The organism is Larkinella punicea (assembly GCF_003334855.1).
Lineage (GTDB): Bacteria > Bacteroidota > Bacteroidia > Cytophagales > Spirosomataceae > Larkinella > Larkinella punicea.
Genome location: NZ_QOWE01000007.1, coordinates 41,799 through 54,806 on the forward strand (window position 1 = coordinate 41,799; position 13,008 = coordinate 54,806).

The following is a 13,008-nucleotide window of genomic DNA, read 5'->3' on the forward strand; positions in this document are numbered from 1 at the left end:
ATTTATTCGCCCATATACTCACAAAAGTAGACCGGCAACTCACTTTCTTTGGCTCATATAACCAAAAATTGTATCTTCACCAGCCCGTCCTAACTAATTTCTCTGATGCCGCGGTTGTTGTACCCTGTGATTCTGTTGTTGTGTTTTGTCGTTTTTCAACCGATAACCGGGTATGCGTCAGGACTAACGTCTGACTTAAAATCAGACAACGATTCCGTTCCACGGCTCAACAATACCGCCATCAAACTGGCCCGAAACAAGAATTACAGCGGGGCGCTCCAGCTTCTGCAACGCGCTTCCGCGGGTCGCCCTTCCGACACCCTGATCTACAACCAGGCCATCATCCTGAGCCGTCTGAAACGGTATGAAGAAGCCAGCAGCCTGTTGCAGCAAATCCCCAACTTTTCGCATGCCCAGGCCAATCAGGGCGTCTTTTTCTGCATGAGTGGTGATGTCAAAGTGGGCCTGGCCCTGCTGGAAAACACGCCCGGCGGAAAAGGAGCCGACAAAGTAGCCTTCAACCGGGCCGTCGCCCACCTCCACGCGGGTCAGTTCGAGGAAGCCAGCCGGGCTGCTTCGGATGCCGTTCGGATGCGACCCGGAGAATCGGTATATCGTATGGTCAAAGGCGATGCATTGCTGGGTTTGGGGAAATTCCGCGAAGCCCTGAACGCTTATGAATCAGTCGAAAAAGTGCCGGAACTTACCATGATGCTGCCGGTTCGGCTGGGCAATGCGCTCCTCGGCCTGAAAGAATACGAAGAAGCCGCCGAAAAATTCACCGATTACCTGCTCACCAACGACCGAACCTACCAGGCACCAGCCCGCTTTGGACTGGCGAATGCCTTCTATGGTCAGAAAGAGTTTGCCAAAGCCGTGGCCGAATACCGCCGGGCGGTTCAGTTTCGTCCGCAATGGGTGGAAGCCCGGACCGGCCTGGGCAACGCCCTGTGCAGCATTCGCGATTACCGCTCGGCCCGCATCGAGTTGGAAGCGGCTCTGGCCCTGGCACCGGAAAATCAGCACATTCACCTGGGTCTGGGCGTCATCAGCCACCGGCAGGGCCTGCACGAACAGGCAATGGACCACTTCCTGCAATCACCCGATTTGTTTGATCAGAAAGACAAAAATCTTGCCGATTGCTTTTTAAGCCGTGGCCTTACGCACCTGGAATTCAACCGACTGGACACTGCCCTGGTCGACCTGAACGTGGCCATGCGACTGAACAAAGAACACCCGGCGGCCTATGCCGGTGCCAGCGAAGTCTACCGCAAAAAAGACAGCTTCCGCTACACGCTGGCGTATCTGGAAAAAGCCATTCGCCTGTCTCCGCAAAACGACAAGATGCTGACCAACAAAGGCAACATGCACCTAAAATCGGGGGATATGGAGGAAGCCTACGATAACTTTTCCTGGGCCTTGCACCATAACCGTCAGAATCTGAATGCGTTGAACGGTTTATCGATTTCACTGCTGGAGAAAGACCGCATCGAACAGGCGGAAGCCGTTCTCGACAGCGTCATCAACCGGGGACATCACAAAGCGTTTCTGTTCAACAACCGGGGCATTGTCCGCTCCTACCTGGCCCTGAAAAAGGAAAAGGAACGGGATTTTCACAATGCCAAACAATACTACTACCGCTCCGTCCGCGATTACGAGCGGTCGCGCGACCTCGATTCGACGCATAAAACATACTTCAATAATTTAGGAAACGTCTACAAAAACACGGAAGAATACGACAAGGCCGTTCAAAGTTACCTGGGCCATCTGGACAAAAGCGCCATCAACAACCTCGGGGTTTTGTATGCCCGCAATAAAAAAGGCGAATTTGGGCTGCATTACCTGAACATTGCCCTGACCATCGACTCGGCCAGCATGGTATACCAGTTTAACCGGTATAAGGTCTACAAAGAGTATTTTAAGGATTCGCTGGCACACCGGCCCGACATTCTCCAGGCTCAGAATCTGATGCCGACCAACTCAATTAGTTCAAAATATAGCAAAGACGGTTACATCAATATTTACCTCTACGATTACGAATTCGAACACTACGAATTTCCCGGCGACCACTATTTCCCGATCCAAACCGACGCCCCTACCCCGCCGGACTACCGGCCGCTGGACGACTTGGTGGCGATGGAAATTATCGCGAACCCTTCCAAAGTCAAGACTCCGCAAAAAAACCGGGTTGCCAGCAAGCGCATGCCCAAACCACGACGATCCCGGCTGGCGGGCAGCACGAAATGTCCGAAGATTATTTAGCATTGCGTGACTGAGCGATTGAGTGAATAGATCGAAGATCCTGCTTTTTTCACTCAATCGCTCAGTCACGCATTCACTCAACAACAAAATCACCCAATAAATCCTTGCTTTTGTCTAATAAAAATGACTAACTTAGGGTAGTTATACCAAAAAAGCGATGTCATGAATGTGTTACAACGAGTTGAACACTGGGGCGATACGCATCACCCCGCCTGGATTGACGCTCTTCGCATTATGCTGGGAATTATCCTGTTCCTGAAAGGAGTTAGTTTTATTGGAGACACCACCTACCTTTCTTCGCTCGTTGGCGGAAGCCGCTTCGGTCTGACGCCGGTTATGCTGGTTCACTACGTTGCCTTTGCCCATCTGGTGGGCGGGGTGCTGATCGCCTTCGGGATGCTGACGCGCCTGGCAGTGCTGGCTCAATTGCCCATTCTGCTGGGGGCCGTATTTTTCATCAACATCAGCAAGGGTTTCTCGGCCCTGAATTCCGAACTGTGGTTGTCGATTGTCGTTCTGTTTCTGCTGATTATGTTCCTGGTCATTGGGTCGGGCAGATTTTCGATGGACGACTGGATGAGTCGGCACGATCACTAAAACCGCCTAGGTGAGTTGCTGTTTGTACTGACGGGGGCTGATGCGCTCAACGGTTCGAAAGGCATTGCTGAAATGTGTCAGGCTATTGAATCCCGATTCATAACAGGCATCCGTAATCGACTTGGCGGGATTGCTCAGAATCTGTTTCGCCAGCCGAATGCGTTCCTGAAGAATAAACTGGATCGGCGACACCCCAAGTTCGTTTTTAAACAACCTGAAAAAGTGGGACTTGGACAAACACGCCTGACTGGATAACTCGTCGATTGCCAACGCCTTCGTCAGATTGTTGCGAATATACTCCACGACAAACGCCAGCCGGTGCGAACTCATGTATTTCCGCGCCTGATCGACCAGCACCCGCCGGGCCTGGGTCTGCATCAGCCGCACGATCAGTTCTTCCAGCGAATTGTGGATAAAGAACGGTTTTAGCACATTGTTTTCCCGGTACAGCCGAATGATTTTATCGACCAACGAGCTGATTTCGAAGTTGTTCTGCAAGTGGTAGTTATTGGTATCCACCTCCCAGAGTTCACTGGGTTCGCTGCGGGGATATTCTTCATTCAGATAGTTGACGGTCTGCTGAATAAACTCCCCCGAAATCGTGAGCGCAATGCAGCGGGTGGGCGTTTGGACGGTCGCTTCCGGAAAATCAATTTTCATCGGTTTGTTGGCCGGTAACACCAGCGATTCACCGGGCAGATAATCGAACGGTTTCAGCTCGTCAATGTGCATGACCTTCTTCCCGGTCAACATACTGGTCAGCACCGGCGCACCAAATTCCAGTTCGACCAACTGCGCCCGCTGGAACGTTTCGTACAGATGAAGTTCAGCCACGTCGTGGCTCAGGGTCAGCTTATTTTCCACCAGTGCGTCCAGGCGACCACCCCAGGCTGGCAACGCTTCCGAATTCTGCAATGACTTTTTTCCCGATGTCATAAGCTACTGGTTCTGTTCCGTTTACCATTCCGATTTCAACTTCCCGAATTCCCTAAAACCGTATTCACTACGAGAAAACGCACATTCCAGTAGGGTTTATAGAGGAAAAAGAAAGAGACAATACCGTAAGTTTTTGAGAGAATACCGAAAAAACTTTAGTACGATTTCGGCAAAATTTGTCACAATTCAAATTCCGAAAATCAGTTTAACATATTCTTTAATCCATGGAAACCTTAGAAGCACCCGTGGCCACCCGCTCGGCTACCCAACTGGAACGACCTCAGTTCAAGAATCAGTATGAAAACTTCATTGGCGGCAAATGGGTCCCCCCCGTTGGCGGTGAATATTTTGAAAATAACTCTCCCATCGACGATAGCCTGATTTCGAGGATGCCCCGTTCAAAAGCCGCCGACGTGGAACTGGCGGTGGATGCGGCTCATAAAGCGTTTGCCACCTGGTCGCGCACGTCGGCCACCGAACGCAGCAACATCATGCTCAAAATCGCCGACATCATTGAGAATAATCTCGAATTCCTGGCGCGCGTCGAAACCGTCGAAAACGGAAAAGCCGTCCGCGAAACGATGGCGGCCGATCTGCCGCTGGTGGTCGACCACTTCCGCTATTTTGCCGGCGTCATCCGGGCCGAAGAAGGATCGGTTTCGGAGCTGGATGCCGATACGGTTTCGATGATCATCAAGGAACCCATTGGCGTGGTGGCCCAAATCATTCCCTGGAACTTCCCGCTGCTGATGGCCACCTGGAAACTCGCACCCGCCCTGGCGGCCGGTTGCTGCGTGGTGTTGAAACCCGCCGAACAAACACCGACCTCAATTCTGGTATTGATGGAACTGATCGAAAACGTTGTTCCTCCCGGCGTCATCAACATCATCAACGGTTTTGGTCCGGAAGCGGGCAAACCGCTGGCGCAATCGAAGCGGGTCGCGAAAGTGGCTTTTACGGGCGAAACCACCACGGGCCGTCTGATTATGCAGTATGCGTCGGAAAACCTCATTCCGGTTACGATGGAACTGGGCGGCAAATCGCCGAACATTTTCCTGCCATCGATCATGGATGCCGATGATGCGTTCTTCGACAAGTGCATCGAAGGCGCGGTCATGTTTGCGCTTAACCAGGGCGAAATCTGTACCTGTCCGTCGCGTCTGCTGGTTCACGAAAGCGTTTTCGACGGTTTCATGGAGCGGGTGATCGAACGCACCAAAGCCATCAAACTGGGGCATCCGCTCGATACCACCACGATGATGGGCGCGCAGGCGTCCAATGATCAGTACGAGAAAATTTTGTCGTATATCGACATTGGCAAGCAGGAAGGTGCCGAAATTCTGACCGGCGGTGGTCCGGCAAAGCTGAACAATGGCCTGGAAAACGGGTATTACATTGAGCCGACGATTTTCCGGGGCAACAACAAAATGCGGATTTTCCAGGAAGAAATCTTCGGTCCGGTGGTTTCGGCCACGACCTACAAAACCGTCGATGAAGCCATCGAAATGGCCAACGATACACTGTACGGTTTGGGAGCCGGCGTCTGGACCCGCGACGCGCATGAACTGTATCAGGTCCCGAGGGCCATTCAGGCCGGACGGGTGTGGGTGAACTGTTACCACAACTATCCGGCTCACGCTTCGTTTGGTGGTTACAAGAAGTCGGGCTTCGGTCGGGAAAACCACCTCTCGATGCTCAACCACTACCGCCAGTCGAAAAACCTGCTGATTTCGTATAGCAAGAATAAACTGGGATTCTTTTAATTTAATTTTGAATGATAGAATGAGTGAATGATAGAATGGGCAGTCAAGCTCATGGCTCTATTCACTCATTCTATCATTCACTCATTCAAAATTAGGTATGAAAATTTCCCGCGTTGAGATTACACCGGCTGCTGCTATCATCATCGACAAACTACGCCGGGAGCATGGCGAATTGATGTTCCACCAGAGCGGAGGATGCTGTGATGGATCGTCGCCGATGTGTTTTGCCAAAGGCGATTTCCTGATCGGCTCCTCCGATGTCTGGCTTGGCGAGGTTCATGGCTGTGACTTTTTTATGTCGGAAGACCAGTTCGAATACTGGAAACATACCCAACTGACCATCGACGTAACACCCGGCCGGGGGGCCAGTTTTTCACTGGAAATTCCGCTTGGCATCCGGTTTTTCATTCGGTCCCGGCTTTTCGAGCTGGACGAACTCGATCAGTTGACGCCCATTCACGTAGGGCCACTTGAAGTTTGAGCGTTATAATTATCCGACAGGAAGCAGATCAAATTACCCCTTTTGCCTCTTATCTCTTAATTTTTCCTAAATCTCCCTCCTCTATCCAACAGAATGAGTTGGTGTTCGGGCAAAATCCGTATTTTTGTAACCGACGTCGGCATGGCAGGATGACACTGCCCGACGGAGTTTTCTATGGCTTCAAAAAAGAAAGTGGGTGCGTATCCGAGCGGGATGATTCTTTTCAGCCTGACTTCGGCCTTGTTTTTGATCGGTTTTTGCGGAATGCTGGTGCTTCAGTCCAAGAAATTGGTCCGGTATATTCGTGAAAACAACGAAGTACGGGTGTTTCTGGACAAGGATCTGGATGCTGCCAAACTCGAAAAGCTCCACGCTGAAATCGTAAAAAAACCGTATGTTCTTTTCAACGGCACATCACCCCAGATTACGTTCGTCAGCAAAGACGTGGCGGCCAAGGAGTTTATGGCCGATACCAAAGAGAATTTTACCAATTTCCTGAACGAGAACCCGCTACGCGACAGTTACCGCATCAAATTGCAGGAGGATTATTTTGAAGAAGTCAGGCTTCAGGAAGTAAAAGACGATCTGGAAAGCGTCAATGGTGTTTTTGAAGTCATTTACCAGGAAAATATCGTCGACGAAATCAACAAAAACATCACCAAAATCTACATCATCATGTCGGTTTTTGCGGTGATCATGCTGGTGATCATCGTCGTGCTGATGAACAATACGATCCGGCTGGCCTTGTATTCCCAGCGGTTGCTCATCCGGAGCATGCAGCTCGTCGGCGCAACCAACGGGTTTATTCAGCTTCCGTTTCTTCGGCGCGGCATGACGCAGGGCCTCATGAGTGGCATCGTTGCCGCTGCACTTCTGTTCATTTTATTACAGGTAGCCCTCCGCAACATCGATGGTCTGGCGACTTTACAGGAACCCGAAAAAATTGCTATTTTGCTCGGTGCCGTCGTTGTGCTGGGTGTCATCATCGGTTTAATCAGCACCTTCCAGGCGGTTCACCGGTATTTGAGCTTATCGCTGGACGATTTGTATTAACCCGTTGGGTGGTATCCTTAAAATCATTGTTAACCATCTAACCATCAACCATTTAATACTATGAGTAAACTTCCCTTCGGACGCGCCAACTACACCCTGATGGTGATCGGCGTGGTAATCATTCTCCTGGGCTTCATCGTGATGAGCATGGATACGGAAGAATTTGGCTTTGGAGCCCTGGGGCTTACCATTGGCCCGCTGATTGTCATGGGTGGTTTTATTCTTGAATTTTTTGCCATTTTGCGCCGACCAACGAATCAATGAGTTTCCTCCACGCGATTATTCTTGCCATTATTGAAGGGTTGACCGAGTTTTTGCCGGTTTCTTCCACGGGCCACATGATTATTTATTCGTCCCTGGTCGGCATCAGCAAGTCGGAATTTACCAAGCTTTATACCGTCAACATTCAGTTCGGCTGCATCATTTCGGTGCTGGTGCTCTACCGGCGCCGGTTTTTGCAAACAACCGATTTCTATTTCAAACTTCTCGTGGCCTTTCTGCCGGCCGCTGTCATCGGTTTTCTGCTGAATGATTTCATCGATTCGCTGCTGGAAAATGTCACTGTCGTTGCCATTACGCTTTTGCTGGGCGGTATTCTACTGGTGTACATCGACCGCATCTTCAAGCAGTTTCCGCGCGATTACGACGTCACGTTTCCTGAAGCCCTCAAAATCGGCTTTTTTCAGTGTATCGCCATGATTCCGGGCGTTTCCCGTTCAGCCGCCACCATCATTGGCGGGATGACCCAGGGACTTACGCGGAAACAGGCCGCCGAATTTTCGTTCTTCCTGGCCGTTCCGACCATGGCGGCTGCTACGGGCTACAAACTGTTGAAAACCTACAAAACCATCCAGTCCGACGATATTCAGATTCTGTTGCTCGGTAACGTCGTTGCGTTCATCGTGGGTCTGCTCGCCATTCGGAGCTTTGTCGGATTTCTGACTAAATACGGTTTCAAAGTATTCGGGTATTACCGCATTGCGCTCGGCTTGTTGTTGCTCGGTTTGATGGCGGCTGGCGTAAAACTGGATGTTGTCTAAATCCATGCAACAACCCGACGAAGGCCGACTGATTCTCATCGATAAACCGCTGACCTGGACGTCGTTCGATGTCGTCAAGAAGCTCAAATTTGCGGGAAAGTTCAAGAAAATCGGTCATGCCGGAACGCTCGATCCGCTGGCAACGGGTCTGCTAATTCTCTGCACCGGCAAAATGACCAAGCAGATCGATAGTTACCAGGCGCAGGAAAAAGAATACACCGGAACGCTGGTGTTGGGCAAAACCACGCCCTCCGTCGATCTGGAAACGGATTTCGATGCCGAATTTGATGTTTCCGGAATCACACCCGAAGCCATTCAAACCGCCGTTCAGCAACTCACCGGTGTCATCGACCAGATTCCCCCCATTTATTCCGCCGTTCGGGTCAATGGCGAACGGCTTTACGAAAAAGCCCGACGGGGTGAAACCGCCGATCAGGTGGAGGGCGGGATCAAATCCCGAACGGTGACGATTTCAGCCTTTGAAGTCGATACCGAACGGTTTCCAGAAATTGATTTTCGGATTATTTGCTCAAAAGGGACCTACATCCGTAGCTTAGTACGCGATTTGGGATTGTTTTTGCAAAATGGTGCGTATTTAAAGGCCCTCCGCCGAACTCGGATTGGTGCGTTTCGGATTGAAGAAGCGGACACCGTCGACGGATTTATCAGCAAAAACCGCCCGGCTGAGCCATTACATTCATGAAGATTTACCACGGAACTGATACTTTTCAACCCATCCCCCACGCCGTTGTCACCAGCGGCACCTTCGATGGGGTTCATTTAGGTCACCAGAAAATTTTGACCAGGCTCACCGAAATCGCCCGTCGCGACGAAGGCGGTGAAACCGTGGTGCTGACGTTCTGGCCGCACCCGCGCACGGTGGTTTCCAACGACAGCCAGGGCTTGAAACTGCTTTCGACGCTGGAAGAAAAAACCGAGTTGCTGGCGGCTGCGGGCGTCGATAATCTGGTCGTCATTCCCTTCACCCGTTCGTTCTCCGAGCTATCCTCAGCGGAATTTATCGAACAGATTCTGGTGGATAAAATCGGAACGAAAAAACTGGTCATCGGCTACGATCACCATTTTGGGCGGAACCGGGAAGGCAGCTTCGAGTATTTGCAACAACACGCCCATCATTACGGTTTTGAGATTGAAGAAATCCCACGGCAGGATGTGGAAGATGTGGGGGTTAGCTCCTCCAAAATCCGGGCGGCACTGCTGGAAGGTGATCTGAAAACCGCTACCAAGTTTCTGGGGCGTCCCTACAGCCTGAGCGGAACCATCGTCAAAGGGCAGCAACTGGGCCGCACCATCGGCTACCCGACAGCCAACATCCAGGTCGATGATCCGAGCAAGCTGGTACCGGCCAATGGTATTTATGCCGCCGAAGTGATTTACAAGGGCGTGAAGCTGGGCGGAGCCATGAGCATCGGCACCCGGCCCACCGTCGGCGGAACGCACCGCACGATTGAAGTGTATATTTTTGATTTCAACCAGGAGATTTACGGCGAACACCTGACCGTCCGGTTTATCGAATACCTGCGCCCCGAATTGAAGTTCGAAGGATTAGCTGCTTTGGTGGACCAGATGCAACTGGACGTGGAACAGACGCGAGAGATTTTAGGAATGTAAGGTAATTTCAAATAATAAATGATGAATGCTAAATGTAAAAGTGCCTGATAATGAGAAACTTTTACATTTAGCATTCATCATTTTACATTTAAAATTATCTTTTCTCACCCCAGCGACCGCACATAACTCCCCAGCCATTTGACATCCGCGCCGTGGTGTTCCAGAATTTCATGAACACCGGGGTCGCTGGCGTGGCCTTCAAACTCGATCAGAAACCAGTATTTAAACGTGGCTCCTTCCCGCAGTGGGCGGCTTTCAATTTTGGTCAGGTTGATGCTGCGGGCGTCGAACTCCTGCAGAAACTGCGCCAGCACCCCCGGTTTGTTCGTGTTCGGCAGGCGGGCGACAATCGTGGTTTTGTCGTGACCACTCCTCTGGTTTTCAAAATCCTTCGCCAACACCAAAAACCGGGTTCGGTTCAAGTCCGTGTCTTCGATGTTGTCGAACAAAACCGGTACACCGAACAGCTTGGACGCGATGTTGGAGCAAATGGCGGCCGACCGGGGTTGCTGGGCTGCCATCTTGGCCGCTTTGGAGGTCGACTCAACCGGAATCAGCTCGGCGGGCAAACCCTCGAAATAATCCCGTAAAAACTTGCTGCACTGACCAAACGCAATATCCTTGGAGTAAATGTGCGTGATTTCGCTCAGCACATCGGTTTGGGTGGCAAACGTAAAATGAATCGGAATCTGGGCTTCGGCGGCAATCAGGAGGTCTTTTTCGAAGAGTAAATCAATCGTCTCATTGACAACGCCTTCCTGGTTATTTTCGATGGGCACCACGCCAAACCGGCTGCGGCCCGTTTCAACACTTTCGAACACCGACCGGATGGTGGGCAGGGCAATGTAATCGCTCATGGCGCCAAACCGGCTTTCGGCGGCCTGGTGCGTGAAGCTCCCTTCTGGTCCGAGGTAGGCCACTCGCTCCGGCATTTCCAGATTCCGCGAAACCGCAAAAATTTCCAGGTAAATGGCGTCGATAGCCGCCGGGGTCATCAAGCCCTTGTTCAGTTCGTGCAGCCGATCCAGAATCTGCTTCTCCCGCTCGGGGCGGTAAATGACGGATTTATTCGATTTCTTTAATTCGCCAACCTGCCGCACCACTTCCATGCGCTGGTTCAACAAATGCAACAATTGATCGTCGATGGAATCGATCTGTGTACGGAGGGATTCGAGGGTCACTTTTAAAAAAGTTATGAGTGAAGAGTTATGAGTGAAGAGTTGGCTGACGCATGAAACTCTTCACTCATAACTCTTCACTCTTAATTCCTAACTCATATAACTTATTCCAATACCAGCGCAACTTCCTCCATATCTTTCTCGATGCGGAGGTTGTCGATGATGAAACGCTGGCGATCCGGGGTGTTTTTACCCATGTAATAGCTGAGCAACTTCGGAACGGACGTTTCTTTCTCCATAATCACCGGTTCCAGGCGCATGTTATCGCCAATGAACAGGCCAAATTCTTCCGGGGAAATTTCTCCCAATCCTTTAAAGCGTGTAATCTCAACTTTTTTACCGCCTTTGGTCAATTTATCGGTGGCCTGCTGCTTTTCCGTTTCCGAATAACAGTAATGGGTTTCCTTGTGGTTTTTCGGATTCCGAACGCGGAACAACGGCGTTTCCAGGATGTAAAGGTGGCCATTTCGAACCAAATCCGGAAAAAATTGCAGGAAAAAAGTCATCAGCAGCAACCGGATGTGCATGCCATCGACGTCGGCATCGGTCGCCACCACGATGCGGTTGTAGCGCAGCGTATCCAGTCCGTCCTCAATATCGAGGGCGTGTTGCAGCAAATTGAACTCTTCGTTTTCATACACCACCTTCTTGGTCAGCCCGAAGCAGTTCAGCGGTTTTCCGCGCAGACTAAACACCGCCTGGTTCTGCACATTCCGCGATTTGGTGATGGAACCGCTGGCCGAATCCCCTTCCGTGATGAACAGCGTGGTGTTATAACGATCATCTGATTTGACGTCGGGCAGGTGGTTCCGGCAGTCGCGCAGTTTTTTGTTGTGCAGGTTGGCTTTCTTCGCCCGGTCGTTCGCCAGTTTTTTAATCCCGGCCAGTTCTTTCCGTTCCCGCTCCGACTGCTCGATCCGTTTTTTGAGGGCTTCCCGCGTTTCGGTGTTCATGTGCAGGAAATCATCAAGTTGGTTTTTCACAAAATCGATAACAAACGAACGCACCGTCGTGCTGTTGGAGTCGGGGGCCATGTTGATGGAGCCCAGTTTGGTTTTGGTCTGTGACTCAAACACCGGTTCCTGCACCCGCACACTGATGGCTGAAATGATCGAGGCCCGAATATCGGCCGCGTCGTATTCCTTTTTGAAGTATTCGCGGATGGTTTTGACGAAAGCTTCGCGCAAAGCCGCCAGGTGGGTTCCGCCCTGGGTCGTATACTGACCGTTGACGAACGAATAATATTCTTCACCATACTGGTTGCCGTGCGTCAAGGCAATCTCAATGTCGGAGCCCTTCAGGTGAATGATGGGATACCGCAGGGCATCTTCGTCGGTTTTATTCCGCAACAAATCAAGCAACCCGTTTTGCGAAATAAATTTTTGCCCGTTGAAACTGATCGTTAGCCCGGCGTTCAGGTAACAATAGTTCCAGATCATGTTCTCCAGAAACTGCGGGATGTAATGGAAGTTTTTGAAAACCGTGTTGTCCGGTTCGAAAACAACCAGGGTTCCGTTGCGCTGGTTGGTGGAATCTTCGCCCTGCCGAACCAGGATGCCGCGTTCGAATTCGGCCCAGACGGTTTTTCCTTCCCGGTACGACTGCACCCGGAACAGGGTGGACAAGGCATTGACGGCTTTGGTACCAACGCCGTTCAGACCCACCGATTTCTGGAATGCGCCCGAATCGTATTTCCCGCCGGTGTTTATTTTGGATACCACATCGACTACTTTTCCGAGCGGAATTCCCCGGCCATAATCCCGTACTTCAACGCGGTGGTCGGTCACTTTAATGTCGATGAGCTTGCCATTGCCCATCACGTGTTCATCGATACAGTTGTCTACTACTTCCTTGATCAATACATAGATTCCGTCATCCGCGGCTGACCCATCGCCCAACTTCCCGATGTACATTCCGGGCCGAAGCCGGATGTGTTCCCGCCAGTCGAGCGACCGGATGCTGTCTTCTGTGTACTGAACCTGATTACTATCTGCCATATGACTATTAAACTGGTTTTACGTCAGAAAACACCCCAAAAACCGCATTTTAACGCATTCATCAGCGGT

The 13,008-nt window shown here is 51.1% G+C and carries 12 protein-coding genes; 9 read left to right on the top strand and 3 right to left on the bottom strand.

Annotated elements, in window-relative coordinates:
- Positions 1-105: 105 nt before the first annotated feature.
- Together DUE52_RS09710 and DUE52_RS09715 are read left to right on the top strand one after the other, a co-directional pair.
- The gene (locus tag DUE52_RS09710) at positions 106-2,262 is read left to right on the top strand and encodes a tetratricopeptide repeat protein (RefSeq protein WP_114405810.1); all 2,157 of its coding nucleotides are present in this window, start codon (positions 106-108) and stop codon (positions 2,260-2,262) included.
- A gap of 162 nt (positions 2,263-2,424) precedes the next feature.
- Positions 2,425-2,859, top strand: a complete 435-nt coding sequence (locus tag DUE52_RS09715) for a DoxX family protein (RefSeq protein ID WP_114405811.1) — start codon at positions 2,425-2,427, stop codon at positions 2,857-2,859.
- 6 nt (positions 2,860-2,865) lie between these two features.
- Here DUE52_RS09715 and DUE52_RS09720 read toward each other — a convergent pair whose 3' ends face one another.
- On the bottom strand, positions 2,866-3,795 hold the full coding sequence (locus DUE52_RS09720) for an AraC family transcriptional regulator (protein ID WP_114405812.1): 930 nt from the start codon (positions 3,793-3,795) through the stop codon (positions 2,866-2,868).
- A 224-nt stretch (positions 3,796-4,019) separates the two neighbouring features.
- Between DUE52_RS09720 and DUE52_RS09725 the strand changes: the two genes are divergently transcribed.
- The 7 genes from DUE52_RS09725 (at position 4,020) to DUE52_RS09755 (ending at position 9,764) form a co-directional block, all read left to right on the top strand.
- On the top strand, positions 4,020-5,558 hold the full coding sequence (locus DUE52_RS09725; RefSeq protein ID WP_114405813.1) for an aldehyde dehydrogenase family protein: 1,539 nt from the start codon (positions 4,020-4,022) through the stop codon (positions 5,556-5,558).
- Positions 5,559-5,655: 97 nt separating this feature from the next.
- Positions 5,656-6,039, top strand: a complete 384-nt coding sequence (locus DUE52_RS09730; RefSeq protein WP_114405814.1) for a DUF779 domain-containing protein — start codon at positions 5,656-5,658, stop codon at positions 6,037-6,039.
- Between the two features lie 174 nt (positions 6,040-6,213).
- Complete coding sequence (locus DUE52_RS09735; RefSeq protein WP_114405815.1) at positions 6,214-7,092, top strand: cell division protein FtsX; 879 nt, start codon at positions 6,214-6,216, stop codon at positions 7,090-7,092.
- A 60-nt stretch (positions 7,093-7,152) separates the two neighbouring features.
- A complete protein-coding gene (locus DUE52_RS09740; RefSeq protein WP_114405816.1) occupies positions 7,153-7,356 on the top strand; it encodes a DUF3098 domain-containing protein in 204 nt (67 codons plus the stop codon).
- Positions 7,353-8,132 (top strand): undecaprenyl-diphosphate phosphatase, encoded by a 780-nt coding sequence (locus DUE52_RS09745; protein ID WP_114405817.1) that lies wholly within the window; start codon positions 7,353-7,355, stop codon positions 8,130-8,132. Before DUE52_RS09740 ends, DUE52_RS09745 begins: the two co-directional genes overlap by 4 nt.
- A gap of 4 nt (positions 8,133-8,136) precedes the next feature.
- Complete coding sequence (gene truB, locus DUE52_RS09750; protein WP_114405818.1) at positions 8,137-8,835, top strand: tRNA pseudouridine(55) synthase TruB; 699 nt, start codon at positions 8,137-8,139, stop codon at positions 8,833-8,835.
- Complete coding sequence (locus DUE52_RS09755; RefSeq protein ID WP_114405819.1) at positions 8,832-9,764, top strand: bifunctional riboflavin kinase/FAD synthetase; 933 nt, start codon at positions 8,832-8,834, stop codon at positions 9,762-9,764. The genes truB and DUE52_RS09755 overlap by 4 nt, the downstream gene beginning before the upstream one ends.
- 104 nt (positions 9,765-9,868) lie before the next feature.
- Here DUE52_RS09755 and pheA read toward each other — a convergent pair whose 3' ends face one another.
- A complete protein-coding gene (pheA, locus tag DUE52_RS09760; RefSeq protein WP_114405820.1) occupies positions 9,869-10,945 on the bottom strand; it encodes a prephenate dehydratase in 1,077 nt (358 codons plus the stop codon).
- A gap of 101 nt (positions 10,946-11,046) precedes the next feature.
- Complete coding sequence (locus tag DUE52_RS09765; protein WP_114405821.1) at positions 11,047-12,939, bottom strand: DNA topoisomerase IV subunit B; 1,893 nt, start codon at positions 12,937-12,939, stop codon at positions 11,047-11,049.
- Between the last annotated feature and the right edge of the window lie 69 nt (positions 12,940-13,008).

Coding starts and splice junctions, on each gene's coding strand:
- DUE52_RS09710 (WP_114405810.1), top strand. CDS start 106: ATGCCGCGGTTGTTGTACCCTGTGATTCTGTTGTTGTGTTTTGTCGTT.
- DUE52_RS09715 (WP_114405811.1), top strand. CDS start 2,425: ATGAATGTGTTACAACGAGTTGAACACTGGGGCGATACGCATCACCCC.
- DUE52_RS09720 (WP_114405812.1), bottom strand. CDS start 3,795: ATGACATCGGGAAAAAAGTCATTGCAGAATTCGGAAGCGTTGCCAGCC.
- DUE52_RS09725 (WP_114405813.1), top strand. CDS start 4,020: ATGGAAACCTTAGAAGCACCCGTGGCCACCCGCTCGGCTACCCAACTG.
- DUE52_RS09730 (WP_114405814.1), top strand. CDS start 5,656: ATGAAAATTTCCCGCGTTGAGATTACACCGGCTGCTGCTATCATCATC.
- DUE52_RS09735 (WP_114405815.1), top strand. CDS start 6,214: ATGGCTTCAAAAAAGAAAGTGGGTGCGTATCCGAGCGGGATGATTCTT.
- DUE52_RS09740 (WP_114405816.1), top strand. CDS start 7,153: ATGAGTAAACTTCCCTTCGGACGCGCCAACTACACCCTGATGGTGATC.
- DUE52_RS09745 (WP_114405817.1), top strand. CDS start 7,353: ATGAGTTTCCTCCACGCGATTATTCTTGCCATTATTGAAGGGTTGACC.
- truB (WP_114405818.1), top strand. CDS start 8,137: ATGCAACAACCCGACGAAGGCCGACTGATTCTCATCGATAAACCGCTG.
- DUE52_RS09755 (WP_114405819.1), top strand. CDS start 8,832: ATGAAGATTTACCACGGAACTGATACTTTTCAACCCATCCCCCACGCC.
- DUE52_RS09765 (WP_114405821.1), bottom strand. CDS start 12,939: ATGGCAGATAGTAATCAGGTTCAGTACACAGAAGACAGCATCCGGTCG.